Source organism: Flavobacterium lacustre, from assembly GCF_027474525.2.
GTDB lineage: Bacteria > Bacteroidota > Bacteroidia > Flavobacteriales > Flavobacteriaceae > Flavobacterium > Flavobacterium lacustre.
Window position 1 is genome coordinate 59,032 of sequence record NZ_CP114882.2, and the last position, 25,590, is coordinate 84,621.

Consider the following 25,590-nt stretch of genomic DNA (forward strand, 5'->3'; position numbering starts at 1 on the left):
ATTGAAAAAGGAAAATCTGCCCACAAAGGTCTGTTTGGTTTGCAAACGACCTTTTACCTGGCGGAAAAAATGGGAAAAAGTTTGGGAAGAAGTTAAATATTGTAGCGAAAAATGCAGCAGAAACAAAAAGGGTTAGTTTGGTTTAGAAATAATTTAAGAGTCCATGACAATGCGTCATTAACTCAGGCAATTCAAGAAAATGAAACTGTAATAGCCGTATATTGTTTCGATCCCAGACATTTTGAAAAAGATGCTTTCGGATTTAAAAAAACCGAAAAATACAGAGCTCAATTTTTGATTGAATCGGTAAATGAGTTAAAAACAAATCTGGAAAAAATTAATATTTCTCTTTTTGTTTATCACGATACACCCGAGAACAGTATTAGCGCTTTCGCAAAAGAGCATCAGATTAATACGATTTATTTTCAGGAAGAATGGACTAGTGAGGAAGTTGAAGTTAGTGCTAATTTGAGAACCCAATTACAAACAACGGTTACTTTTACGACCCATTACGACCAGTTTTTATTTCATCCTGATGATATTCCTTTTGATTTAAATAGCATTCCAAAAGTTTTTACGCAGTTTAGAACGCTATGTGAAAACCGAGTAAAAATAAGACCTATTTCGGTTTTGAGTTCTTTGGATAAACAAAATTTAATTGCCAATAGTACACTAATTCCTTCCCTGACCGATTTAGGACTGGATACATTTACAAAGGATATGAGAACTGCTTTTCCTTTTCGAGGTGGCGAAAATCAAGCCTTAAAGCGAATGGAGCATTATTTTTGGGACACCGAAAAATTAAGCGTTTACAAATCCACCCGAAACGGATTGATTGGCACCGATTTTAGTTCAAAATTTTCGCCTTGGCTGGCTAATGGTTCCATTTCGGCAAAGATGATTTATTGGGAAATCATGCAATATGAACAACAAATCGTCCGAAACGATTCGACCTATTGGCTGATTTTCGAATTGATTTGGAGAGATTATTTCAAATACGTCTCGATGCAATATGGGAATTCTATTTTTAAAATTGGTGGAATTTTAGACAAAAACTATGATTGGAAAACCAATACAGCTGAAGTCAGCAATTGGATTAACGGGAATACGCCGGAACCGTTTGTGAATGCAAATATGATAGAATTGCAACAAACAGGCTGGATGAGCAATCGAGGTCGACAAAATGTAGCTTCGTATTTTGCTAAAAACCTGCTTCTGGATTGGCGCATTGGAGCAGCTTATTTTGAATCGCTTTTGATTGATTATGATGTTCATAGCAATTATGGCAATTGGATGTATGTTTCCGGAGTTGGCAATGATCCGAGGGATCGAAAATTCAATATTAAGTTACAAGCAGAGAATTACGACAAACAATCAAAGTTTCAACAATTATGGCTGCAACAACAATTATTTTAGAACAATAGATGAATCACAATCGAAATCATATTAATGTAGTTTGGTTCAAAAGAGACCTGCGTTTGCTGGATAACGAGGCGATTTACAATGCCATTCAATCAAATAAGCCAACGTTGTTGCTTTATGTTTTTGAAAATTCGTTAGAAAATGATCCGCATTACAACGCAAGACATTGGAATTTCATCAAACAATCTATTGTAGATATCAACAAACAATTGGCTGCTTTTAACACCAAGATATTGAGCGTTTCCGGTGAAGTAATTGCTGCTTTTAATAGCATTCAGGAAAATTATCGAATAGATACCGTGTATTCGCATCAGGAAACTGGGTTGAAAATCACATATGAAAGAGATAAATCCTTCAAAAGATTTTGTAAAAACAATCGAATTGAATGGGTTGAAAATGTGAATAACGGCATTTTTAGAGCGTTAAAAAACAGAAGCAACTGGGTGGAAAAATGGGAAAATTACATGAATGCATCTCAATTTACGTTCAACCCAACTGCTGAAAACTTCTTGAATACAGATGCGATTCTGGAATTAGAAAATAGCTTAGAAAAACCCAATTTATACACTATTCCGGATACCGTTTTTCAAAAAGGAGGATTCACCATGGCCAATAAATACCTGGACAGTTTTTTTAACGAACGCTATCACGGCTATAGTTCTAATATTTCAAAACCATTATTAGCCAGAAAAAGTTGCAGCCGATTATCACCTTACATCGCTTGGGGAAATCTATCCTCAAGACAGGTTTTACAAAAAGCAGCGACATTCCGGTTGACGTGTACGGATAAAAAACAAATTGATTCTTTCGTTTCGAGATTGACTTGGCAAGCGCATTTTATTCAAAAGTTTGAAATGGAGGAAATCATGGAGTTTGAAAGTGTCAATAAAGGATTTCATTCATTGAAAAAGAAAGTCAATGAGAACTATATTGAAGCTTGGAAAACCGGACAAACAGGATTTCCGCTGATTGATGCCTGCATGCGTTGTTTGAACGAAACCGGCTATCTAAACTTTAGAATGCGCGCGATGTTAGTTTCTTTTTTTACCCATAATTTATGGCAGCCTTGGCAGGAAGCTACCCAACATTTGTCGCAAATGTTTCTGGATTTTGAGCCGGGCATTCATTTTCCTCAATTGCAGATGCAAGCCGGAGAAACAGGCATCAATATGTTGCGCATTTACAACCCGATAAAAAACAGTTATGAACACGATCCTGAAGGGGAATTTATAAAGAAATGGGTACCCGAATTGCGCGATTTACCCAAACAGTTCATCCATGACCCATCGAAAATGACTTATCTGGACCAAAAATTCAGTGGTTTTGAACTGGGTGTTCATTACCCGAAACCCATTGTAAATATGGAAAGAACCCGAAAATTTGCCAGTGATTTTTTATGGGGAATGAAAAAAAACCCTTTAGTAAAAGAAGAAAGTTTCCGGATTTTGAAACTGCACACCATGGCCGATATTGGCGACAGTGAATAATTGTTCCATAGAAAATTTAAATCAATAGTAATTTTAATTAAAAAATATCGTGACTACAAAAAAAGAACTTACCGATATCGATAAAGACCGAATTATAGAAATGGCATGGGAAGACCGAACTACATTTGATGCTATTTTACTGCAATTTGGATTAAAAGAACAAGAAGTAATCGACCTAATGCGGGCAGAAATGAAACGGTCCAGCTTCAAGATGTGGCGCGAACGCGTTCAAGGGCGAAAAACAAAGCACGAAAAATTGAGAGATTTTAGAGAAGGCCGTTTTAAATGCTCTATGCAAAGACAAATAAACAACAACAAAATTGCCAAAAGATAGGTGGCGCTTTTGAGATTAAACTAACTATAAACCTAATAAATTTTTAAATAACAGATTGAATAATACATATGAGAAACATAGTAATCATTGGCGGAAGCAAAGGAATTGGAAGTGCTATTTTATTGCAACAATTAGAAAATAATAAAGTATATAACATCAGTAGAACCGCTCCGGAAGTTTCGCATCCTAATTTAGTGCATTTCCCGATTGATATGCTGCAGGACGCTTTACCGGAAATTGAAGCCGTCGATGTTTTAATTTACTGTCCGGGTTCGATTACACTGAAACCAATTTCAAATTTGAGCATTGATGATTTCAGAACTGATTTTGAAATCAATGTGATCGGTGCTGTAAAAGCCATTCAGAAATATTTACCAAATTTGAAAAAAGGACAAAATCCATCGATTATTTTGTTCAGCACAGTAGCAGCAAAACTAGGAATGCCATTCCACGCCAGTATTGCCACCGCAAAAGCAGGAGTTGAAGGTTTAGTGAAATCGTTAGGAGCAGAATTAGCATCGGTAGTACGCATCAATGCCATAGCTCCTACGATCACTGAAACTACCCTTTCAGCAGGAATTTTAAGAAATGACCGAATGAAAGAAAACATGACAGAGCGCCACCCGATGAAAGGGTATTTGAAACCGGTTGAAGTCGCACAAATGGCCAACTTTCTGATATCAGAAAATGCGAAGTCTATATCAGGACAAGTATTCGAAATGGATTACGGCATTGTCACTTTTAAAATATAAAAACTAAACCCATTTAATATAGAAGACCAAAACAGCATGATAAAAGAAATGAGAAGTTACGAGAAAATTGAACAATACGACACGGAAGTAACCAATGCGTTATCCGAAAATTACAAAATAATCATTGGTAATTTAGGCGAAGATGTGACCCGAGAAGGGCTCGAAAAAACTCCGGAGCGCGTGGCAAAAGCCATGCAATATTTAACCCACGGATACGAATTAGACCCGTTAGAAATTTTGAAATCGGCATTGTTTAGCGAAGACCACCAACAAATGATTGTCGTAAAAGACATTGAAGTATACTCTATGTGTGAGCACCACATGTTACCGTTTTTTGGTAAAGCACACGTTGCGTATATTCCGAACGGGAAAATTGTCGGATTGAGCAAAATCCCAAGAGTTGTAGATGCTTACGCCCGCAGAATGCAAGTTCAAGAGCGATTGACAGACCAAATAAAAAACTGTATTCAAGAAGCCTTAAATCCGCTTGGAGTGGCTGTCGTTATTGAAGCGCAACACATGTGCATGCAAATGCGCGGGATTCAAAAACAAAACTCTGTTACGACAACTTCTTCTTTTACCGGCGCGTTTGAAAAAGACAAAACCCGTAAAGAATTCATTAGTTTAGTGTCCAATCGCTTGAGCTAAAAATAAAGAAAAAACCAAACCATGAAAATTCTCTTAACAGGCGCAACAGGTTATATCGGGAAGAGGCTGCTCCCTATTTTGGTCGCGCAAGGTCACGAAATAATCTGCTGCGCAAGAGATAAACATCGGTTTTATTGCCCAAAGGAATTCGAAAAAAGTGTAACAGTTATCGAAGTCGATTTTCTGAAACCAGAAACATTGTCGGCTATACCTCCCGATATTGATGCGGCGTATTATCTGATTCATTCGATGTCCGGTTCAGCATCTAATTATGATGAATTAGAAAGTATTTCGGCGCTAAATTTTGTAGAAAGAATCAATCAAACCCGTGCCAAACAAGTGATTTACTTGAGCGGTATTGTTAATGACAAATCCCTCTCTAAGCATTTATCCTCCCGAAAAGCAGTAGAAGATATCTTGAACATGGGCGTCTTTGCAACCACCACTTTACGGGCAGGAATTATTGTAGGTTCCGGAAGTGCCTCGTTCGAAATTATTCGGGATTTAGTGCATAAACTTCCCGTGATGATTACTCCAAGATGGCTGAATACTAAGTGCCAACCCATTGGTATTCCTGACGTTTTAGAATTTTTGATGAAATCTCTATTAAATCCAAGTACGTACAATCAGAGTTTTGATATTGGCGGACCAGACATTTTGACTTATAAAGAAATGCTTTTGGGTTTTGCAAAAGCAACACATGTTAAACGGTGGATTTATACCGTTCCCATCATGACGCCCAAACTGTCTTCGTATTGGCTGTATTTTGTGACCTCAACCTCGTATAAATTAGCATCGGCATTAGTGAGCAGCATGAAAGTAGAAGTGATTTGCAGCGACAACCGAATCAATGATTTACTGCAAGTAACCCCCATGACTTATGAGCAAGCCTTGTCACGAGCCTTGATAAAAATCAATAAAGACGACATCCCGTCGAGCTGGAAAGATGCTATGATTAGCGGGCGCTTCAAAGGAAGTTTGATGGATTATCGTAAAGTACCCAAAAAAGACTGTTTTATAGACCGTCGCAAAATGGAAATTGAAAACCGTGATTTTACCATCGAAAGAATTTGGTCTATTGGTGGAGAAACTGGCTGGTATTACGGCGATTGGCTATGGAGTTTGCGTGGTTTTATCGATAAATTGTACGGTGGCGTGGGTTCCCGCAGAGGAAGAACCAACAAACACGATATTCATTCCGGAGATGCATTGGATTTTTGGCGTGTTTTATATGCCAATAAAGAAGAAGGCAAACTTATTTTGTATGCCGAAATGAAATTACCCGGAGAAGCCTGGCTTGAATTCAAAATCATCAACAACACCTTATACCAAGCGGCAACATTCAGACCAAAAGGCGTTTGGGGAAAATTATACTGGTATTCCGTTTTGCCGTTTCATGGTTTTATTTTTAAAGGGATGTTGGAAAAACTGATTAAATAATTCTGCTGAAAACGAAAATTTCTATTGGGAAGCCTACTATAGAAACACAATCACCTAAAAGAATCTAAAAAGGTCAAATTTGGGGTTAAGGACGTCATCTATGACGCGCTTGAGGTCATATTTGACGTTGACGACGTCATATTTGACCCTATACCACGTCAAATTTGAGGTTCTTGACGTCAAATTTGACGTAGCGGACGTCAAATTTGAGGTTCGCTACGTCATGCATGACGTTCTGTTCGTCAAATTTGACGTTTTGGAGGTATTTTGAGGAAAATTACTTTACGATTCCTGCTTTATAGGTAGCAATGGCTCGGTCTCTGGCCATAGCATGTTCCACAATGGGTTTACCGTATCCCAAATTGAATTCGGGTATCCATTTGCGGATGTAAATTCCTTTTTCGTCAAATTTTGTGAGTTGAATTTCGGGATTAAAAACTCGGAAATACGGTGCAGCATCACAACCGGTTCCCGCAGCCCATTGCCAATTGCCAACATTAGCCGACAATTCGTAATCTAATAATTTCTGGGCAAAATACGCTTCCCCCCACTGCCACTGAATCAATAAATGTTTGCATAGAAAACTGGCCACCACCATCCGAACCCGGTTGTGCATATAGCCCGTTTCGTTCAGTTGACGCATTCCGGCATCAACCATCGGATATCCGGTAGTTCCGGTACACCAGCGCTTGAACTCTTCTTCGTTATTGCGCCACTGAATGCCATCGTAAGCCGATTTGAAATTATGGGTAACCACTTTTGGAAAGCTGAATAGAATTTGCATAAAAAACTCTCTCCAAATTAATTCACTCAAAAAGACTTCGTTTTTACGAACCGCCCAATTGACTAATTTTCGGATACTGACGGTCCCAAAACGCAAATGTGGCGACAAATAAGAGGTGCTGTCTATTGCAGGAAAATCGCGGGTTTCGTGGTAATTAGCAATTTTTGATAAGTTGTGTGGTTGTACTTTTATGGTGCTTTCTTCAAATCCGATTTGTTCCAATGTTGGAAAATCAAAATGAAATTTAAAGAAATTTGAAAAGATATTAACCGCCTCAAATTCTGGAATCGGTGCCATGGATTTGTATTTTTCCAGCCACTTATTTTTATACGGTGTATAAACGGTATAGGGCAATCCATCGGCTTTTGTGATTTCTTTTTCTTCAAAAATCACTTGGTCTTTATACGAATGTGGTTTTGTTTTATTGGATTCTAATAATTCGCTGATGGCCAAATCCCGCTCTAATGCATACGGTTCGTAATCTTTATTGAAATAGACTTCCTTTACTTCAAATTCCTGAAGGAGTTCTTGCCAAACTTGCTGTGTTTTTCCTTTTTTTACCAAAAGGGAACTACCAATTTCCTGCAATTGTTGGTTGATTTTAGCCAAGGATTCGTGTATAAAACCAACTCTGGCATCGTTTTTTGGTAAACTGTCTAAAATCGCATCGTCAAAAATAAACAAGGGAATCACCGGAAATTTTGATTGTAAAGCGTGGTACAAACCTACATTATCTTCTAATCGTAAATCACGTCTGAACCAAAAAAAAGTTACTTCTTGCTTTGTCATTATTTAGCATTAAAAAGTTGATCTACCATGACGTGTCTGTGGTCAAAAATGGCTTTCAATTTATTTTTTACTATTAATGTATTCATGATACGGCCAATGAAACCCAGTGGTAAACCGTAATGAACTAAATCGGTCATTTTGACTCCATTTTCTGTTTCTTCAAAAAAATGTTTGTGATGCCAAAGTGCATACGGTCCAAAACGTTGTTCATCAATAAAATAACTATTTTCTTTTACGAAAGTAATTTCGGTTACCCAAGGCAGTTTTATACCCAAAAGAGGAGAAACTTTGTATTGAATTATTTGACCTGCATACATTTTTTTTCCATCAAAATCGGTGATTTGAAAACCCATTGTTTCAGGAGTAATTTTCTGCAGGTTTTGTGGACTGGAGAAAAAGGCCCAACATTCTTCGATACTGGCATTTACATATTGTGTGCTTTCTTTGGTATAGAGTTTCATGGGTAGGATTGTTGTAGTTTTTAATAGGTTTTTTGGAGTAAATTGGAGTGCGTGAGGGATAATAGTGGAGCTCTTTTTGAGGTTGGCTTTTTGGCCAGCCTCAAAAAAGCGGGAACGGATAGCCCGACCCTTGTGGTCACGCCCAAATACTGTTGTTACATTTTGTAATATTTGAAAGGCACAAATAACATACCGAAGCACTCGCCATGCTCTTTTCCAAGATGTTTGTGGTGTACTTTGTGGGCTTTTCGCAAACCAACCAGGTACTTGTTATTGGTGTTTTTAAACCATTTGAAACGTTGGTGAATTAAGACGTCGTGTATCGTGAAATAGCAAAAACCGTAAAAGGTTATCCCTAAACCAATGAAAAATTTGTAGTTCATACCGCCTTCTACCCCGAAGTAAAAAAGAATGATGCTGGGTATGGCAAAAATGACAAAAAAGATGTCATTACGCTCAAAAACACCTGCATATTTAGGCTGATGATGATCGGCATGAAAATACCACATCAAGCCGTGCATAACGTATTTGTGGGTACACCACGTAACACATTCCATAAAAAGGAAAACGCCCAGAAAAATCAAAAAAGATATCATTTTGTTATTTGTTTAATGAAAAAAGTGTCTTTATAAAAATACAATTATTGAACTAATTTTAATTTATAGGATACGAAAGATTGTGCCAATAATCCGGCTTTGGTATAATTTGACACCCGAATTCTAGTCGTGCCAATTTCGTGACATGGTGTGTTTTCGAGTTTCTTAAGCAGCTTTTTGTAATAGACAAAAGCGGTGTAAACACCAAATTTAGCTTCTATCGGCAGCTTGATAATTCCTTGATACGCTACTCTAAAATCTTCTTGTATCTCTTTTATGATGGCAATTTTTGACTTTTCGTCAAAGGAATTCAAATCGACACCAGGGAAATAATTACGGTTTAAAACCAAATTATCATCTTTCAAATCGCGTAAAAAATTCACTTTTTGAAAAGCAGAACCCAAACGCATCGCCTCGTCTTTGAGTTGGTCGTATTTAGTGTTATTCCCTTGCACAAAAACTTTGAGACACATCAATCCCACTACATCAGCCGAACCGTAAATGTACTCATCATACTCGGATTTACTTTGGTATACTGATTTAGTCAAATCGAGTTTCATACTTTTCAAAAAAGCCTGAATCAAATCATCGGAAATATTGTTTTGCTTCACCGTAATTTGAAAGGCGTTTAAAATAGGGTTTAAACTAATTCCAGAATCGTATGCTTTGTAATATTCTGCTTCAAAATCATGGATAAGGTTTTCTTTTTCGAAACCATGAAAAGAATCTACAATTTCATCGGCAAAACGCACAAAACCATAGATGCTGTAAATGGCATCCCTAATGCTTGGCGAAAGCATGTAAACCGCCATTGAGAATGAAGTGCTGTAGTTTTTGGTAACCAATTTGCTGCACTTAAAAGATACCTCATCAAATAATTGCTTCATATTATGCTTCTGAAAATTGTTTATTTATTAAATCTGATACTAGTTTTCCTGAAATTAATGCCGGTGGAACTCCGGGACCAGGAACGGTTAATTGCCCTGTGAAATATAAGTTTTTTACTTTTTTACTTTTTAATTTCGGTCTCAAAAATGCGGTTTGTAATAACGTATTGGCCATTCCGTATGCATTTCCTTTGTAGGAGTTATATTCTTCTACAAAATCATTTTTGCAAAATGAGTGTTGAAATATAACATTATTTTTTACACTTTGCTGTGTCAAAGCCTCAAAACGATCAATAATTTTATCAAAATATTCAGACCTCAAGGCTTCTGTATCTTCTATTCCGGGTGCTAATGGCACTAAAAAGAAGGCTGATTCCATTCCTTCGGGCGCAGCAGTTGGATCGGTCAAAGAAGGAAAGTTAGCATAAAACAAAGGCTCCGCAGGCCATTGCGGTTCATCATAAATGTCTTTGGCATGCTGATAAAAATCAACATCAAAAAACAATGCATGATGCGAAATATTCTCTATTTTTTTGTTAAACCCAATATAGAAAAGCAATGACGATGGTGCAAAAACTCGACTGTCCCAATATTTTTCGGAGTAAACACGATGCTCTTCGTCTAATAAGGTTTCGGTATGATGGTAATCGGCTCCGCTTAAAACCAAATCAGAATCTATTCTTTCTCCATTTACAATAAGTGCTTTTGCTGTTTTATTTTCAACAATAATTTTATCAATTGCTGCATTGGTCACAAATTTTACACCTAATTCTTTGGCTAAACTTTCCATGGCAAAAACCACATCAAACATTCCTGTTTTTGGATGCCAAGTTCCTAAACCAAAATCTGCATAATTCATAAAACTATAAAACGACGGTGTATCTGATGGTTTCGCTCCAAGAAACAAAACTGGAAATTCAAGAATCTGAATCAATCGTTGGTTCTTAAATTTTTTGCGAACATCTCGGCTGATTGTACTGAAAAACTGCCCCACTTTTTTAGCTGTTTCTACTGTAACTAATTCTAAAGGAGAAACTCCCGGACGGTAAACCAAATCTTTTATGGCAATGTCATAATTGCTTTTGGCTTCAGCCATAAAATCTTGTAAAATTTTACCGCTTCCTTTTTCAATTCCTTCAAAAGTGGCTACAATTTCCTCCAAATTATCCGCTATTGTAATGTAATCATCAATGCCATAGTACACTCTGTAAGCCGGAGACAACTTTATCAGTTCGTAGTAATCGGTTGTTTTTTTGTTGAAATCAGCAAAAAAACGATCAAAAACATCTGGCATCCAATACCAACTTGGTCCCATATCAAAGGTAAAACCTTCTGCTTTTAACTGTCGCGCTCTTCCTCCTGTGGTTGCATTTTTTTCATACACGGTAACTCTGTGTCCGCTTTGCGCTAAATAGCATGAAGCAGCCAATGAAGAAAACCCAGAACCTATAATTGTAATATTTTTTATCTTTGTCATTTGTTCAGCAAAAGTATAAAATGTTTAAACAAAAATACTATAACAGACTAACTAATTCTGAGATAGAAGTGAAAATTGAAATTTTATCGGACAGGTTTTCCTTTTGGATAAACTCTACTTGTCGGCCTGTAAACCACAACTCAGTATTTTCATCAACCAACTGTGAAGTCATTTCATTGATATATGTATCGATTGAATCCCTTTCCGGCTGAACGGTAAGATAAGAAACAAATACAATAGCGTCATAATGTCTTTTTAAATCTTTCAGATTCTCAATAGGCATACTTTCACCCAAATAAATTGACTTGTAACCATTTAACAGAATTTCGTAATGCAAATACATCAAACCCAACTCATGAATTTCATTCATAGGAAGCGAAAGAACGAAGACTTTATCATTTTTAGTTTGTTTTAAAACTTGAAGTTTTTCGGTGTTGACTAATAATTTTTGTTTGATTAGATAGCTTATAAAATGCTCATGTGCAGGCGTAATCGTATCTGACTGCCATAATAATCCAAGTTCATTCATCAAGGGAATAAAAACTTGATGAAAGATTTCTTTGAATGATTTTTCAGCAATAAGCCAATTGTAAGTCGTAAAAAAGAGCTCTTGATCAAAGTTCATCATTGCCATTTTAAAATCACTTATTGCATGACTTTTGGCCGTTTTAGACGAAATTATTTCTCTTACCAAAGAAGGAATCTTATCTTCGGAATAAGTTGCTATTTTTGATATTTTGTATCCGTAATCATGTAACAATGTAATATTCAAAAGTTTTTGAAGACTCGGAAGATCATACAGTCTGATATTTGTATCGGTACGCATGGGTTTCAAAACATTATATCTTTTTTCCCAAATTCGTATGGTATGCGCTTTTATCCCGGAAAGATTTTCAAGATCTTTAATGCTAAAAACATTTTTTATATTGTTCATCGAATATTAAAATTTATTAAACAAATGTAAAATAAATTTTGTTATAAATCTAACGAATTCAAAAACTATCTTTTATGGTTACTTATTGCTTAATTACTTTTGTGGTGGTGAAAGTATTTTCATCATAAATGGTAATAAAATACAAACCTTTGGAATACGAGCTAAAATCAACTGAAATCATATCTGTTTTTGGTTTGATTTCAGTTATTAAATGCCCTGAAACATCAAAAATTTTGACGCCTTTAATTGTTTTTTGAACACGAATATTTAAAATATCAGCAACCGGATTTGGATAAACCGAAATTGTAGAAGTTTCAACATAAGATGGAGTTGCCAAAGTTACACTCGATGACGAAATCCAACTCGAAGCCAAACCATTGTCTAATGTCGTATCAATTAATTGCAAATAACTGCCTTGTCCATCGGCATCGGCAGGCCAAGGTGCTACATCAAAATATTCTACCGAATCGATGGTGTTTCCATATCCATCCGCCAAAACCAGTTTTTGAGAACTGTTAGATAAATTCCTTGTAAATTGTCCAAACGCCGTTATTCCGTACTTCGCCTTAAAAGTAGTTGGATTACTTGCCAGAAAAATACTTTCATTAGCCAAAACCGAAGAATTAGCCGGAAACTGATAACTCACACCCAATTCCCGCAAATAGAAACCCGTCAAATTAACGGTAGTAGCGCCTGTGTTTTTTATTTCGATGAATTCTAAATCATTCGCTGGAAAACCATCAGAAATTACAGGATTATAATTTATTTTATTGATTACTAATGCTGGAATTACAACTGAATTACAATCGGAATAAGAACCCAAATTAGTTGTAATCCAAGAAATTCTATTAGACAAAAACGCTTTCAAATTGGTTATTTCCGTGTCTTGATTGGTTACAGTTCCCCATTTTTGATGTTCTCTGACTTTGGCTTCACTAATATAATTCAGTGTTGCATCAACAAACTGAACCAGACTAGAATAATTCAAAGGCTGTCCGGTTTGAGTAAGCTGGTTCCATCTTTTGGCGAAATAGCATTTATACAGTGGATTATTGAATAAATCAGTCCAAAATTTAGCTCCTTCATTGTCTCCGTTTGAAAACTGCCAGATATCGGTTTTGCTTCTGTCAAATCCCCATAAAAACAAATCATTCCCGTATGTTAAATTAAAATCCCAAATAGGTCCGGCACGTAATTTTCCGTTTCTGTCTTTGTGAAAATAGGTACTGAATTGATAGGCATCAGCGTTAGAAGCCAATTCATTAATGAGCATGAAATCTACAAAAGAAGGCACATCGATTACGGAAGGATATCCATTAATTACACTCGTTGCATTAGCATTTGAAGTGGATGCCAATTGAAGAAACTGATCGTAAATATAGGCCGTTTGTGCTGGCTGAACAGCTGCAGGCTTTGGCAATTCATGAATAAAATCTACTGTTGTGGTATAAGATGGCATTGACCAGGCAATTGGATCGCCTCCTGTGGTTTTATCCGCTTTAGTAATAAAACCTCCTGTAACATTTGGCGAAGTAATATCTGAAGTCCCAATTTTTAAAACATTGACACGATCAGAACCTGCTTTGATTTTTTCCTGCAAAATATACAATCCTTTGTACTCGCCATTTATTACAACCTCACAATATGCGGTTCGGGTGGCATAATTCCCTATTTGTCTGGACAAGTTATATGACAAGTAATCTCTAACCAATGACGGATCAAAAGCGATTCCGTTTAGAATCCAGTCATTTTCACTGGGCATTCCTAATAATTCTACATTATTATTACTGGTATTATCTGCTTTTAAAGTAGTTAATCCGTAGCCTTTTTTAGGCAAAGTTTGCGAAGAGGAACCTCGGATTTCAATACCTATTCTGCCGTTATAATTTAAAAAAGTCGGTGTATTTATATCTGTAAGATAGTTTCTGGTTCCATCCGGTCTTTTGATGATTTTCATAGTCGCCAAAATTTTGGGATCATCCAAAATATCAAGAGGCAAATTTGTATTGGGATTATTATCTGTAGTAATACTGACAATTGGTAAATTACTGTCGGTAAAAGTCTGCGCAGAACTGTTAAAAGAGAAGAAGAAAACAAATCCTAAAAGAATATTGGAAACCGTAAAAGGTCTTACAAAGTAAAATTTTATCATAACTAATTTATTTCGATAAAAATAAGAAATAAATCACAAATAAAAACATAAAAGTCCCGTTTAAATATCTTTTAAACGGGACTTTTTATAAAATTTTAATTCAAAAAATAAACGCTACTTTTTAAGTATTTTTTTGGTAGTCTGACCATCTTCATCATAGACTGTTATAAAATACGTTCCATTGGCATACGCACTCAAATCTGTATTTATGGTTTCTGATTTTGCTTTAATCTCTTGAATTAAAACGCCTGAAATCGAATATATTTTAACCCCATCCATCGTTTTTGTACTGTGAATCATCAATGTATTCGTAACCGGATTAGGATATATAGACAAAGATGATTTAGCAGCAAAAGATTTATTTGATAAAACGACATTATTAGAAGCTACCCAATTTGTTGCTATATTATTATCCGAAGCCGTATCAATTAACTGCAAATAACTTCCTTTTCCATCAGCATCTGAAGGCCAAGGCGAAGCATCAGAATATTCAACTTTGTCAATAACATTACCGTAAGCATCCGCTAAAACAATTTTTTGCGTCTTATCCGAAAAATTTCTTGAATATTGACCAAAAGCAGGAAAGCCGTATTTGCTTTGAAATGTAGCCAAATTACTGGTGAGATAAAGACTTTCATTAGCTCCAATAGTTGAATCAAAAGGAAATTGATAACTTGTTCCTAACTCTTTAAGATAAATTCCCGAAAGATTTACCGTTTCTGAACCGGTATTTTTAATCTCAATAAATTCTAAATCTTTAGACGTGAAATCTGTTGAAGCTACAGGATTATAATTGATTCTTGAAATCACCAAAGGCGGAGTAACTACATCTGCACATTTTGTATAAGAACCTATATTACTTGATATCCAACTGATGCGTTGAGCAATAAAGGTTTTTATACGAGTCACATCAGTTTCATGATCTGTCAAAGTTCCCCATTTCTCATTCTCTCTGGGAATTGCTTCGCTAATATAAGCCAATGTATTGTCTATAAAAGTGTTTAAAACATCCACATTCATTGGTTGACCTGAAGCAATCATCTCATTCCATCTTTTAGAAAAATAACATGGGTACGTTTTATTATCAAACAATCCAGCCCAAAACCAAGGTCCTGTATTGCTGTTATTGCTAAATTGCCATTGATCAACATCACTTCGGGGCGTAAAAGTAGTTCCAAAAGTAAGATTGAAATCCCAAACTGGTCCTGCTCTTAATTTCCCTCCTCTGTCCTTATGGAAAAAAGTACTGAACTGATACGCATCAGCATTTGATGTTAATTCATTCACCAACATAAAATCAACAAAAGAAGGAACATCAATAACAGATGTATATCCATCCAACAAAGAATCATTGTACAAATTATCCGCTAATTTATCGAACTCGCCTTTGATATAAGCCGTTTGTTCTGCAGTAGCATTTTCCGGTTTTGGCAATTCATTGATAAACTGTGTTTCTTCCATAACCCAAGCCGGTAATTCTCCTTCATCTGTTCGGTCAGCTTTTGTAATGTAACCTCCTGTAACGTTAGGAAAATCAATATCGGACGAGCCAATCTTAACCACATTTACTCTGTTTTCATTCGATTTTATTTTTTCCTGAAAAATATACAATCCCCTGTAAGAACCATTTACAATCACTTCACAATATTCAGTTCGAGTAGCATAATTACCCATTTTTCGGGCCATATTATAAGCAATATAATCTCGAATTAAGGAAGGGTCAAATGCTAATGAATTTAAAATCCAATCATTCTCACTCGGCATTCCTAATATACTAACATTATTATTAGACGTATTATCTGATTTTAAAGTAGTTAAACCATATGGCTTTTTGCGTAATTCCTGTGACGTAGAACCTCTTAGTTCAATTCCTATTCTACCATTATAATTTAAATATTCAGTAGTATTCTGGTCCGTAAGATAATTTCGGGATCCATCTGGTCTTTTGATGATTTTCATCGTAGCCAATACTTTCGGATCGTCCAAAATTGCAAGAGGAGAACCTGTTAAAGGATCTGTATCTGTAGTAATAATAACAATTGGCAAATTACTATCAGTAAGGGTTTGAGAAGAAACTCCCAAAGAAGATAATAATACAAAAGCTAAAATAATTTGGGAAACTAAAGTGATTTTTTGGGGGTAAAGTTTTATCATAAAAAAATTAATTTTTACAAATGTAAGAATAAGTTTAATTAAAAAGAACTAAAAAAGTTCGCTTCTTCATCAGTAAAACATTAATCCATAATTTAATACAAAAAATTAGGCATCCAAAATGATTGTAAAAGTGGCTCCTTTTCCAGTATCACTTATTGCGGTAAGGGTTCCGCCTTGTTTTTCGATACTGTTTTTAGACAAATACAATCCTATTCCGGTTGATGGCTCATTTGAAGTTCCCAATCGGCCTTCTTTCGTGAATTTTTGAAACAACACTTCTTTTTGATTGGAGTCAAAACCAATTCCAGAATCAGAAACGGTGAAGATTATTTTTTTAGCTTCCAAATAAATTCGAACATGAATCTCACTATCTGGAAATGAAAATTTAATGGCATTATTAACTAAATTTGACAAAACGCTAAGCAAGGAATCTTGATCTATTTTCAGAAATACTTCCGAAACTTCTATTTCCGAAATCAATTTGATGTTTTTCTTGTTTAATGATTGTGTCGCTAGTTCAGTTACAGATGCAATAAGTTCCGCTGGACTGATGCGGTTTTTCTGTTCTGTTTTTTTAATAAACTGATCCTGATCTTTCAATACTTTTATAAAATTCTCTATATATACGAGTTGCTGTTTAGACGATTCTACAATTAATTCTGCTAATTCTTGAATTGCTGCCGAAGGATTTTCGTCTAAAATAAGGGTAGCAATCGCTTGTGGATTTCCGGCAAATGTCCTTAAATCATGAGAAAGCAAATAAACCATATCTTGTTTATCCTTGATAAAAGTTTCATTATCCTGAATCGATTCATGAATATTGCGCATCAACAAACCGGCTTCATCAGTAAAATTTAATGGTAAATCCGAAAAAACTCTGTCGGTTCTGTAATCATTTAATGCTTTAGAAGCCACTTCGATTGGTTTTATTAACCTTTTCAGAATAAACAACGTCAATATCGTAGCGGTCAAAGTCATTACAAGTGCAAAAACCAAAATCATATTGGGAGAAATATTCTGACTGCCGTAAAGAACAAAAAACAACAATCCTATAAGCGGAATATGAATGCCAATAAAGGCAACAAAAAGAAATTTAAATGCATAACTATTTTTGAGAAATCCAATCTGAGCTAATTTTTTATACAATACCATAAACACTTTATTTTTACAAACTCAACAGAGTTTTGATTTTCAATTTGTTAAAACTTATAAAAATAATATTAAAGTTATAATCAACTGTAAAAAAATATATTTTTAATTTATTCTGTTATTGTTTTTGTATATCAGTTTTTTTTAAACAAAAAAGAGGCTCAATTTATACCTAAACTGAACCTCTTTTTTTTATGAAAATTTTACACTAAAGTCGCTGTAGTAGAAATTTCGGTGTTGAATAATTTTGAAATAGGGCAATTTTTCTCTGCCTTAGTCACTAATTCCTGAAAAGCTTCATTTGCAATCCCTTTAACTTTGGCAGTAACCGTCAGATGAGATTCAATAATTGTTCCTTCAACCAAATTAATATCACATTTTGTTTCGATACTTTCTATCTCAAAACCGCCTTCGCTAATGTAAGCCGAAAGCTGCATAGTAAAACAACCTGAGTGAGCGGCTGCAACCAATTCTTCAGGATTTGTCCCTACGCCTTCTTCAAAACGGGATTTGAAAGAATATTGCGTATTCTCTAACGTCGTACTTTGTGTCGTTAATTTACCGGCGCCTTCTTTAAGCGAACCGGTCCAAACTGCGGTGGCATTTCGTTTCATAATAGATTTTTTAGTGTACTCAAATTTAGCTTTTTAAACAAAGTATGATTTTATAAGGTTAGTTTTTTAACGAAAATTTAAAACTAAATCCACATTCCAGAATTTGAAATTAGACCTATTTAATTACTTGATTGCAGTTATTGAAGCAAAAAGCAATTGTAGATTTAAATAAAAAACAGCCGATATTAAAAATATTTCCCAATTTGAATTTATAAAACCATTCAAACACTTATTTTTGCGCTATGGCAAAGAAAAATACAGACAAAGTTGTCTTTCATCAAATAAAAGTCCTTGATGCTGGTGCAAAAGGCGTATCGGTAGCGAAAGCTCCTGATGGGAAAGTAGTTTTTATCCCCAATGTAGTTCCGGGTGATGTAGTTGATGTGCAAACCTTCAAAAAGCGCAAAGCCTATTATGAAGGAAAAGCAGTGAAATTTCATGAATTCTCAGAACACAGAATCGAACCTATTTGCGAACATTTTGGAGTTTGTGGTGGTTGTAAATGGCAAAATATGAAATACAGCCAACAATTATTCTACAAACAAAATGAAGTTAAAAATCATTTGCAACGCATTGGAAAAATAGAACTTCCGGAATTTGAACCAATTTTAGGTTCTGAAAAACAGTTCTTTTATAGAAACAAAATGGAGTTTTCGTTTTCAAACAGCCGTTGGTTGACCGAAAAAGAAATTGAAAGTACCGAAGATCTAGGCAACAGAAACGCACTTGGTTTTCATATTCCAAAAATGTGGGACAAAATTCTGGATATCAATAAATGTCATTTACAAGAAGACCCTTCAAATGCGATTCGAAATGAAGTTCGTGCTTTTGCAAACGAGCATGGTTTGACTTTCTTCAATCCAAGAGATCATGAAGGTTTGTTAAGAACTTTAATGATTCGTACCGCTTCGACAGGTGAAATCATGGTTTTGATTCAGTTTTTTGAAAATGACAAAGCCAACAGAGAATTACTTTTAGACCATCTTTACGAAAAATTCCCTCAAATTACTTCGCTTCAGTATGTAGTCAACAATAAAGCAAACGATACTTTATACGATACCGATATTAAATTGTATAAAGGAAGAGATTATATCTTGGAAGAAATGGAAGGGTTGAAATTTAGCATTAATGCCAAATCTTTTTACCAAACTAACTCGGATCAAGCCTACGAATTATATAAAATTACCCGCGATTTTGCCGGACTTACCGGAAATGAAGTCGTTTATGATTTGTACACCGGAACCGGAACTATTGCACAATTTGTTTCAAAAAAAGCAAAAAAAGTAATTGGTGTAGAAAGTGTTCCTGATGCGATTAAAGACGCTAAAGCAAATGCGGTACGCAATGAAATCACGAATTGTGAGTTTTTTGTAGGTGATATGAAAGTAGTGTTCAACGATGATTTCATCGGACAACACGGACATCCTGATGTAATTATCACAGATCCGCCAAGAGATGGAATGCATAAAGACGTAATTGAACAAATCATGAAAATTGCTCCCGAAAAAGTAGTTTATGTAAGTTGCAATTCGGCCACACAAGCGCGTGATTTAGCGTTAATGGACGAAAAATACAAAGTGACTCGTGTTCGACCTGTGGATATGTTTCCGCAAACGCATCATGTGGAAAATGTAGTACTTTTGGAAAGAAGATAATATTTTGTAATTACAAATTGAAATTTTCCCTTGGGCTGTCCAATTTTGTTCGGGTTTACACAAAAATAAATGGTAAATGAAAAAAATAATTTTATTAGTATTGCTGGTCGTTTTTGCTTTCTCAGGTTGTGAGAAGGATGATATTTGCGACGCCAATACGGCTACTACGCCCCGATTAGTCTTATCTTTTTATGACATTAATAATTCGACAGTTTTAAAAAATGTAACCCGATTAAAAGTAGTGGGAGAAGGAATGACCGAAGGTGTTATTTTTAACGCCTCCGCATCTGGCGAATCAAAATACCTAACGAGCGGAAACACGATTTCTATTCCTTTAAAAACGGATGAAGACACCACCACTTACAGCTTTACATTCAATTCAGGAAATACAAATCCTGACTTAATTTTTGTAGATAACGTAACGATCAATTACACTCGAAATACGATTTATGTATCCAGAGCTTGCGGGTATAAAACTATTTTCACACTAAACCCAACGAATGCGATAGTCCATACTGCAGAACCTGTTTCTAGTGAAACATGGATGCAATATATTTCAGTTGAAAAAACTAACATAGAAAACGAAAATGAAACACATCTTAAAATATTCTTTTAGTTTCTGTCTTTTGTTGTCTTTGTTTTTGGCGAAAGCGCAAGAAACTACTTCAACTAAACCCAATCCTAAAACCACCCAAATTGAGGAAATACTTCCTGAACCTCCAAAAAAAGTGATTAAAAAACTTCCAGAGGAAAAAGTGCTTGACAGTATAGCTCCAAAAACAAACCGATATGGATTGCGTGTAGGTGTTGACTTGTATAAATTAACACGTGCCTTATATGACAGCAATTATAAAGTAATAGAATTAGTGGGAGATTACCGATTAACCAAAAAATACTATTTGGCCGCCGAAATCGGAAATGAAAATAAAACAACCGATGATGACCGACTGAATTCAACCGCAAAAGGAACATATATCAAAGCAGGTTTTGATTACAATGCCTATGAAAACTGGCTGGATATGGAGAATATCATTTCTGTAGGAATGCGTTATGGCGCAAGTACTTTCAGCCAAGAATTAAACAGTTATAAAATTTACAATGCAAATCCATATTGGGACGAAGTACCTTCGATTACCAGCGGAGAAAAATACAACGGATTATCTGCCAGTTGGATTGAAGTGGTTACTGGTGTAAAAGCTAAAGTTTTCAATAATGTCTTTATTGGCTTTAGTTTACAATTGAAAATGCTAATTACCAATAAGCAACCAGACAATTTTGAGAATCTTTATATTCCGGGATTCAACAGAACCTATAATGGCGATTTTGGAGTAGGATTTAATTATACCGTATCGTATTTTATTCCTATTTACAAAAAGAAAGCAGTAGCCGAAAAGAAGAAATAATTACGATTCAAACTCAATAAAAAAAGTGCCAATTTAAATTTTAAATTGGCACTTTTTTTTCTAGTTAATCTCTTTGATTCCTTTTACAAAAATCCATTTCATAAATAGCTTCTCCCCGTCTTTGGTCTTTACCGCTTGGAATTTTGGAGACAAAACAGTTCCAATCACAAAAGCAGCCAATGAAATATAAAAACCGGTTAAAGGCGTGTACTCTTGAACTAAATATCTAAATGATGTGAATAATATCGCAAAACAACCTATTTGGTATAGAAATGCGCGTACTTGTAATTTGGTCATTTTCTGGTTTAAAGTTTAAGTTTTAAAAAAGTATAAAATAGTAAATACAGTTATTTGAATCTAAATACTGGTGTCTGGAACAACCTGAAATTTGGTTCTTTTGCTTCCTTCATACATTTCGTATTTTACCAAACGAGCTTCTAGGCTGGCATTAAAAAGTTTTATTTTTCGGGAAGGTTTTAGTCCAACAAATTTTAAAGCTTCCAGATTTGCAGTAATAAACCAAGCATTAGTTCCCGGATAATTTTTCTTTAAGGTATCGCCAATATTTTTATAGAATTCTTCCATATGAATGTCCAATCGCTCATCATAAGGCGGATTAAAAACCATATGTAATTTTCCTTGAGACGTTTTTTCGGTATCAAAAAAGTTCTTTTCTTCGATAGAAATATATTCGTCAAGATTGGCATTTTTGATATTGTCTTTGGCTTTTTGAACCGCACTTGGCGCTTTGTCATAGCCTTTTATAGTGTAATGAAACTCCCGCACTCTTTTCAACAAACTATCAGTAATATTGTCGAATAAATCGTTGTCCCAATCATTCCATTTTTCGAAAGCAAATTCTTTACGGTTGATATTCGCCGGAATATTACAAGCAATCATTGCTGCTTCGGCCAGAAATGTTCCGGAACCACACATCGGATCCAAGAAATCGCCTTGACCTTCCCAACCCGAAAGCAATAAAATTCCTGCTGCCAAAACTTCATTTATCGGAGCAATATTGGTAGCCGTTCTATAACCACGTTGGTGTAAAGAATTCCCGGAAGTATCCAGCGCAACCGAAACCTGGTCTTTGTCGATATGAATATTAATTCTCAAATCAGGAAAAGCCTTATCTATACTCGGACGTTGCCCGGTTCGTTCTCTAAACTGATCTACAATCGCATCTTTACATTTTTGGGAAACAAACTCAGAGTGATTAAAATACTCTGAATGTACCGTTGCATCAATCACAAAAGTCTGATTGGCATCAATGAATTTTGACCAATTTACTCCTGAAATTCCTTTATACAATCCTTGCTCATTATTAGCTTTAAAAAAATAGATGGGTTTTAAGATTTTAAGAGCCGTACGCAAAGACAAATTTGCTTTGTACATAAATCCCTTATCGCCTTTAAAACTAACCATTCTAACCCCTTGCTCCACGTCTTGTGCGCCCAACATTTGCAATTCTTTTGCCAATATTTCTTCAAAACCAAAAAAGGTTTTGGCAATCATTTTATAATTATTTTCCATTGTAAAATCAAGTATTCGTTGCAAAAATACACTAAATTTGCGGTACTTGAATTAATTGAAAACGAATAAATGCCGAATTCCGAAAAACACGAAACCTTAAATCCACAAGAGCCCACTCAAAACTGGTTTGCTTCTTGGTTTGATACTCCTTATTACCACATTCTGTATAAAGAAAGAAACTATAGAGAAGCCCAGATTTTTATGGATAATCTGACGCATTATCTCAACCTGCCCGAAAAGGCAAAAGTATTGGATTTAGCGTGTGGCAAAGGCCGTCATTCTATTTACCTGAATCAATTGGGATTTACTGTTCTGGGAGCTGATTTATCTGAAAACAGTATCGCCGAAGCTACTAAAAACAGTAATGAAAACTTGCAATTCAAGGTTCATGATATGCGTGAAACTTTCGAAGAGAAATTTGATGCTATTTTTAATTTGTTTACCAGTTTTGGCTATTTCGAAAATGATGAAGACAACCTCATCACCTTAAAAGCCATAAAAAACAGCTTATCTGAATACGGATTTGCAGTAATTGATTTCATGAATGTCAATCAAGTTCTTGACACTTTGGTTCCTGAAGAGACAAAAACAGTTGATGGAATTGACTTTTACATCAAAAGATATTTAAAAGACGGACATATTTACAAAGAAATTGACTTTGAAGATAAAGGACAAAAATTTCATTTCACCGAAAAAGTAAAAGCCCTGACGCTCAAAGATTTTGAAGAATTAATGGAAGAAGCCGGGATTTTCTTATTGGATGTTTTTGGCGATTACAAATTAAAAAAATTCCACAAAACAGAAAGCGAGCGATTAATCATGATATTTAAATAGGTAAATTGTTTATAGATAAAACCATTAACCCATTCAACGATTCAACAAGAAATATGAATTACCTTTTACCCTTACTTTCTGTTTTATTAGGCTACATACTGGCGTTAATCATAAAGCCAAAAGACAAAACTAAACTCAAATTATTATTAGCATTTAGTGGTTCTTTTTTGCTTTCGATAACGGTTATGCACTTATTACCCGAAGTGTACGAAAACAATAATCAGAATGTTGGAATATACATTATGCTTGGAATTTTATTTCAAATTATATTGGAATTTTTCTCCAAAGGTGCGGAACACGGGCATGTACACGGACACAAAAAAATGTTACATATGCCTTGGCTACTGTTCATCAGTCTTTGTATTCATGCTTTTCTAGAAGGATTTCCGGTAAGCCATCATCATGATTTAGCCATAGGAATTGCGATACACCATTTGCCAATCGCTATTATTCTGACGACTTTTTTCATCAATTCATTCTTAGATAAAAAAGAAGTTTTTCTATTTATGGCAACCTTTGCCATAATGACGCCACTAGGAACAGTCCTTTCGGATTATTTACCCATTTTGAATGACTATTATACCGAAATTACCGCTGTTGTAATCGGAATATTGTTTCATATTTCTTCCACTATCATTTTTGAAAGCAGCGAAGGACACAAATTTAATATCGCTAAAGTTTCAATGATTATTTTTGGAATTGCATTGGCTTATTTTATATAATATTCACCGTACGGACAACTCGTAAGTTTTCCCTTCAAAAAATATAAAAATGACTTTTACCAAAACGACTGAACAATCCTCAAAATACGAACATTTAGAAAAAATGTCGGTGAAGGAATTACTTTTCAATATCAATCAAGAAGACCAAACTGTGCCTCTTGCTGTAGAAAAAGCAATGCCGCAGATTGCCTCTTTGGTTGCCGAAATCGTAACAAAAATGAAACTTGGCGGACGATTATTTTATATCGGGGCAGGAACTTCAGGACGATTAGGAGTCGTTGACGCATCAGAATGTCCACCAACATTTGGCGTTTCATTCGATTTGGTTGTAGGGATAATTGCAGGTGGTGACAAAGCCATTCGCAGAGCCGTAGAAAATGCCGAAGATAATGCCACACAAGCTTGGATAGATTTGAAAGCATTTGATGTAAATGAAAATGATGTCGTTGTAGGAATCGCAGCTTCAGGAACAACTCCATACGTTATTGGCGGGTTACAAGCTTGCAACGAACACAATATAAGCACCGGAAGTATTTCCTGTAATGCAGAAAGTCCACTTTCGCAAACTGCAAAATTTCCTATTGATGTTGTCGTAGGACCCGAATTTGTTACGGGAAGCTCCCGAATGAAAGCAGGAACTGCTCAGAAATTAGTGCTCAACATGATTTCAACCGCTGCCATGATTCAACTCGGAAAAGTGAAAGGCAACAAAATGGTTGATATGCAATTAAGCAACAGCAAATTAGTCGATCGTGGAGTAAAAATGATTATGGGAGAAATTCCGGTTTCATACGAAGAAGCATCACAATTATTAAAAGAATATGGAAGCGTGAGAAAAGCAGTTGATTATTACCTGACTAAATAATGGTATTTATTTTCTATTTTCTTTTGTCACTAATTCCTGTTTTATGGATAGTAACAGTCTATTTTTTAAGAAAATGGAAACACATTTACAGGTTTTGTTTCGTGAATATTTTACTGGTGGCACTTTACTTCTTTTTGCAATTTAATTCCACTTTACGCATTTTCAAAACGGATCCTATGGGACTAAAAAACGTTTTTTTATTTCTGTATCTAATTGTTTTTCAAACAGTATTCGGTTTTATTTTTGCACTGTATTATAAATTTAAGTTATCTAAAAATGGCAACTAACAAAGAACAGTTAACAAAAGGAATTAAATATTTAGCCGGTGCATTACCGCTATTATTTATTGGTCCGGTCGTGATTCATAATGCATTTATGAACCAACAGAATATATGGCATTATTTGGTTTTAGCCATTGGAATAATAGCTTGTATTTCGGCGATGTATTTGATGTATTGGGGTTTAAAAACAATTATGAAAGGATTATTTAACGACTAA

Annotated in this window: 26 protein-coding genes; 14 read left to right on the plus strand and 12 right to left on the minus strand. The window is 35.2% G+C overall.

Annotated features, from left to right (window positions below; translation table 11 throughout):
* Position 1: 1 nt before the first annotated feature.
* The 7 genes from O6P34_RS00345 to O6P34_RS00375 all read left to right on the plus strand — a co-directional run bounded on the left by O6P34_RS00345 (position 2) and on the right by O6P34_RS00375 (position 6,083).
* Positions 2-136, plus strand: a complete 135-nt coding sequence (locus tag O6P34_RS00345; RefSeq protein WP_269685380.1) for a DUF2256 domain-containing protein — start codon at positions 2-4, stop codon at positions 134-136.
* Positions 112-1,416, plus strand: coding sequence for a DASH family cryptochrome (locus O6P34_RS00350; RefSeq protein ID WP_269685381.1), 1,305 nt, complete (start codon positions 112-114; stop codon positions 1,414-1,416). Before O6P34_RS00345 ends, O6P34_RS00350 begins: the two co-directional genes overlap by 25 nt.
* Before the next feature lie 8 nt (positions 1,417-1,424).
* Positions 1,425-2,909 (plus strand): cryptochrome/deoxyribodipyrimidine photo-lyase family protein, encoded by a 1,485-nt coding sequence (locus O6P34_RS00355; protein ID WP_269685382.1) that lies wholly within the window; start codon positions 1,425-1,427, stop codon positions 2,907-2,909.
* A 49-nt stretch (positions 2,910-2,958) separates the two neighbouring features.
* The gene (locus tag O6P34_RS00360; protein ID WP_269685383.1) at positions 2,959-3,243 is read left to right on the plus strand and encodes a TIGR03643 family protein; all 285 of its coding nucleotides are present in this window, start codon (positions 2,959-2,961) and stop codon (positions 3,241-3,243) included.
* Between the two features lie 68 nt (positions 3,244-3,311).
* Positions 3,312-3,995, plus strand: coding sequence for an SDR family NAD(P)-dependent oxidoreductase (locus O6P34_RS00365; RefSeq protein WP_269685384.1), 684 nt, complete (start codon positions 3,312-3,314; stop codon positions 3,993-3,995).
* A gap of 48 nt (positions 3,996-4,043) precedes the next feature.
* A complete protein-coding gene (folE, locus tag O6P34_RS00370; RefSeq protein ID WP_432419588.1) occupies positions 4,044-4,643 on the plus strand; it encodes a GTP cyclohydrolase I FolE in 600 nt (199 codons plus the stop codon).
* Between the two features lie 21 nt (positions 4,644-4,664).
* Complete coding sequence (locus O6P34_RS00375; protein ID WP_269685386.1) at positions 4,665-6,083, plus strand: SDR family oxidoreductase; 1,419 nt, start codon at positions 4,665-4,667, stop codon at positions 6,081-6,083.
* Between the two features lie 277 nt (positions 6,084-6,360).
* Here the strand turns inward: O6P34_RS00375 and O6P34_RS00380 are convergent, their stop codons facing one another.
* The 10 genes from O6P34_RS00380 to O6P34_RS00425 form a co-directional block, all read right to left on the minus strand.
* Complete coding sequence (locus tag O6P34_RS00380) at positions 6,361-7,656, minus strand: cryptochrome/photolyase family protein (RefSeq protein WP_269685387.1); 1,296 nt, start codon at positions 7,654-7,656, stop codon at positions 6,361-6,363.
* Positions 7,656-8,117 (minus strand): SRPBCC family protein, encoded by a 462-nt coding sequence (locus O6P34_RS00385; protein WP_269685388.1) that lies wholly within the window; start codon positions 8,115-8,117, stop codon positions 7,656-7,658. Before O6P34_RS00385 ends, O6P34_RS00380 begins: the two co-directional genes overlap by 1 nt.
* Before the next feature lie 155 nt (positions 8,118-8,272).
* A complete protein-coding gene (locus O6P34_RS00390) occupies positions 8,273-8,713 on the minus strand; it encodes a sterol desaturase family protein (protein ID WP_269685389.1) in 441 nt (146 codons plus the stop codon).
* Between the two features lie 44 nt (positions 8,714-8,757).
* A complete protein-coding gene (locus tag O6P34_RS00395) occupies positions 8,758-9,600 on the minus strand; it encodes a phytoene/squalene synthase family protein (RefSeq protein WP_269685390.1) in 843 nt (280 codons plus the stop codon).
* Between the two features lies 1 nt (position 9,601).
* The gene (locus tag O6P34_RS00400) at positions 9,602-11,077 is read right to left on the minus strand and encodes a phytoene desaturase family protein (RefSeq protein WP_269685391.1); all 1,476 of its coding nucleotides are present in this window, start codon (positions 11,075-11,077) and stop codon (positions 9,602-9,604) included.
* A 37-nt stretch (positions 11,078-11,114) separates the two neighbouring features.
* Positions 11,115-12,011, minus strand: coding sequence for a MerR family transcriptional regulator (locus O6P34_RS00405; protein ID WP_269685392.1), 897 nt, complete (start codon positions 12,009-12,011; stop codon positions 11,115-11,117).
* Between the two features lie 82 nt (positions 12,012-12,093).
* Positions 12,094-14,163 (minus strand): CotH kinase family protein, encoded by a 2,070-nt coding sequence (locus tag O6P34_RS00410; protein ID WP_269685393.1) that lies wholly within the window; start codon positions 14,161-14,163, stop codon positions 12,094-12,096.
* Between the two features lie 114 nt (positions 14,164-14,277).
* Complete coding sequence (locus O6P34_RS00415) at positions 14,278-16,317, minus strand: CotH kinase family protein (protein ID WP_269685394.1); 2,040 nt, start codon at positions 16,315-16,317, stop codon at positions 14,278-14,280.
* Positions 16,318-16,422: 105 nt separating this feature from the next.
* Positions 16,423-17,469 carry a sensor histidine kinase gene (locus O6P34_RS00420; RefSeq protein ID WP_269685395.1) on the minus strand — a complete coding sequence of 349 codons (1,047 nt, stop codon included), beginning with the start codon at positions 17,467-17,469 and terminating at the stop codon, positions 16,423-16,425.
* A gap of 200 nt (positions 17,470-17,669) precedes the next feature.
* Positions 17,670-18,080, minus strand: a complete 411-nt coding sequence (locus O6P34_RS00425; protein WP_269685396.1) for an OsmC family peroxiredoxin — start codon at positions 18,078-18,080, stop codon at positions 17,670-17,672.
* Positions 18,081-18,322: 242 nt separating this feature from the next.
* Between O6P34_RS00425 and rlmD the strand changes: the two genes are divergently transcribed.
* From rlmD to O6P34_RS00440, 3 genes are all read left to right on the plus strand, one after another.
* Positions 18,323-19,735, plus strand: a complete 1,413-nt coding sequence (rlmD, locus tag O6P34_RS00430; RefSeq protein ID WP_269685397.1) for a 23S rRNA (uracil(1939)-C(5))-methyltransferase RlmD — start codon at positions 18,323-18,325, stop codon at positions 19,733-19,735.
* A gap of 76 nt (positions 19,736-19,811) precedes the next feature.
* Positions 19,812-20,351 (plus strand): DUF6452 family protein, encoded by a 540-nt coding sequence (locus O6P34_RS00435; RefSeq protein ID WP_269685398.1) that lies wholly within the window; start codon positions 19,812-19,814, stop codon positions 20,349-20,351.
* Entirely contained in the window at positions 20,323-21,138 is an 816-nt protein-coding gene (locus O6P34_RS00440) for a DUF6048 family protein (protein ID WP_269685399.1), read from the plus strand. The genes O6P34_RS00435 and O6P34_RS00440 overlap by 29 nt, the downstream gene beginning before the upstream one ends.
* Before the next feature lie 60 nt (positions 21,139-21,198).
* On the opposite strand, the gene O6P34_RS00445 is transcribed toward O6P34_RS00440, so the two are convergent.
* Positions 21,199-21,435, minus strand: a complete 237-nt coding sequence (locus tag O6P34_RS00445) for a hypothetical protein (RefSeq protein ID WP_269685400.1) — start codon at positions 21,433-21,435, stop codon at positions 21,199-21,201.
* A gap of 60 nt (positions 21,436-21,495) precedes the next feature.
* Positions 21,496-22,671, minus strand: a complete 1,176-nt coding sequence (locus tag O6P34_RS00450) for a THUMP domain-containing class I SAM-dependent RNA methyltransferase (protein ID WP_269685401.1) — start codon at positions 22,669-22,671, stop codon at positions 21,496-21,498.
* A gap of 69 nt (positions 22,672-22,740) precedes the next feature.
* Here O6P34_RS00450 and O6P34_RS00455 point away from each other — a divergent pair, with 69 nt between their 5' ends.
* The 4 genes from O6P34_RS00455 to O6P34_RS00470 all read left to right on the plus strand — a co-directional run bounded on the left by O6P34_RS00455 (position 22,741) and on the right by O6P34_RS00470 (position 25,590).
* Complete coding sequence (locus O6P34_RS00455; protein ID WP_269685402.1) at positions 22,741-23,505, plus strand: class I SAM-dependent methyltransferase; 765 nt, start codon at positions 22,741-22,743, stop codon at positions 23,503-23,505.
* A gap of 53 nt (positions 23,506-23,558) precedes the next feature.
* On the plus strand, positions 23,559-24,227 hold the full coding sequence (locus tag O6P34_RS00460; RefSeq protein WP_269685403.1) for a ZIP family metal transporter: 669 nt from the start codon (positions 23,559-23,561) through the stop codon (positions 24,225-24,227).
* A 49-nt stretch (positions 24,228-24,276) separates the two neighbouring features.
* Positions 24,277-25,092 carry an N-acetylmuramic acid 6-phosphate etherase gene (gene murQ, locus O6P34_RS00465; RefSeq protein ID WP_269685404.1) on the plus strand — a complete coding sequence of 272 codons (816 nt, stop codon included), beginning with the start codon at positions 24,277-24,279 and terminating at the stop codon, positions 25,090-25,092.
* Between the two features lie 276 nt (positions 25,093-25,368).
* Positions 25,369-25,590, plus strand: a complete 222-nt coding sequence (locus tag O6P34_RS00470) for a DUF6095 family protein (RefSeq protein WP_269685405.1) — start codon at positions 25,369-25,371, stop codon at positions 25,588-25,590.

Bases quoted from the DNA above. Each gene is read 5' to 3' on its own strand.
- O6P34_RS00420 (WP_269685395.1), bottom strand. From the start codon at position 17,469: ATGGTATTGTATAAAAAATTAGCTCAGATTGGATTTCTCAAAAATAGT.
- O6P34_RS00455 (WP_269685402.1), top strand. From the start codon at position 22,741: ATGCCGAATTCCGAAAAACACGAAACCTTAAATCCACAAGAGCCCACT.
- rlmD (WP_269685397.1), top strand. From the start codon at position 18,323: ATGGCAAAGAAAAATACAGACAAAGTTGTCTTTCATCAAATAAAAGTC.
- O6P34_RS00380 (WP_269685387.1), bottom strand. From the start codon at position 7,656: ATGACAAAGCAAGAAGTAACTTTTTTTTGGTTCAGACGTGATTTACGA.
- O6P34_RS00410 (WP_269685393.1), bottom strand. From the start codon at position 14,163: ATGATAAAATTTTACTTTGTAAGACCTTTTACGGTTTCCAATATTCTT.
- O6P34_RS00415 (WP_269685394.1), bottom strand. From the start codon at position 16,317: ATGATAAAACTTTACCCCCAAAAAATCACTTTAGTTTCCCAAATTATT.
- O6P34_RS00390 (WP_269685389.1), bottom strand. From the start codon at position 8,713: ATGATATCTTTTTTGATTTTTCTGGGCGTTTTCCTTTTTATGGAATGT.
- O6P34_RS00450 (WP_269685401.1), bottom strand. From the start codon at position 22,671: ATGGAAAATAATTATAAAATGATTGCCAAAACCTTTTTTGGTTTTGAA.
- O6P34_RS00425 (WP_269685396.1), bottom strand. From the start codon at position 18,080: ATGAAACGAAATGCCACCGCAGTTTGGACCGGTTCGCTTAAAGAAGGC.
- O6P34_RS00395 (WP_269685390.1), bottom strand. From the start codon at position 9,600: ATGAAGCAATTATTTGATGAGGTATCTTTTAAGTGCAGCAAATTGGTT.
- O6P34_RS00385 (WP_269685388.1), bottom strand. From the start codon at position 8,117: ATGAAACTCTATACCAAAGAAAGCACACAATATGTAAATGCCAGTATC.
- O6P34_RS00365 (WP_269685384.1), top strand. From the start codon at position 3,312: ATGAGAAACATAGTAATCATTGGCGGAAGCAAAGGAATTGGAAGTGCT.
- O6P34_RS00435 (WP_269685398.1), top strand. From the start codon at position 19,812: ATGAAAAAAATAATTTTATTAGTATTGCTGGTCGTTTTTGCTTTCTCA.
- O6P34_RS00375 (WP_269685386.1), top strand. From the start codon at position 4,665: ATGAAAATTCTCTTAACAGGCGCAACAGGTTATATCGGGAAGAGGCTG.
- O6P34_RS00355 (WP_269685382.1), top strand. From the start codon at position 1,425: ATGAATCACAATCGAAATCATATTAATGTAGTTTGGTTCAAAAGAGAC.
- O6P34_RS00440 (WP_269685399.1), top strand. From the start codon at position 20,323: ATGAAACACATCTTAAAATATTCTTTTAGTTTCTGTCTTTTGTTGTCT.
- O6P34_RS00400 (WP_269685391.1), bottom strand. From the start codon at position 11,077: ATGACAAAGATAAAAAATATTACAATTATAGGTTCTGGGTTTTCTTCA.
- O6P34_RS00460 (WP_269685403.1), top strand. From the start codon at position 23,559: ATGAATTACCTTTTACCCTTACTTTCTGTTTTATTAGGCTACATACTG.
- folE (WP_432419588.1), top strand. From the start codon at position 4,044: ATGAGAAGTTACGAGAAAATTGAACAATACGACACGGAAGTAACCAAT.
- O6P34_RS00470 (WP_269685405.1), top strand. From the start codon at position 25,369: ATGGCAACTAACAAAGAACAGTTAACAAAAGGAATTAAATATTTAGCC.
- murQ (WP_269685404.1), top strand. From the start codon at position 24,277: ATGACTTTTACCAAAACGACTGAACAATCCTCAAAATACGAACATTTA.
- O6P34_RS00445 (WP_269685400.1), bottom strand. From the start codon at position 21,435: ATGACCAAATTACAAGTACGCGCATTTCTATACCAAATAGGTTGTTTT.
- O6P34_RS00405 (WP_269685392.1), bottom strand. From the start codon at position 12,011: ATGAACAATATAAAAAATGTTTTTAGCATTAAAGATCTTGAAAATCTT.
- O6P34_RS00350 (WP_269685381.1), top strand. From the start codon at position 112: ATGCAGCAGAAACAAAAAGGGTTAGTTTGGTTTAGAAATAATTTAAGA.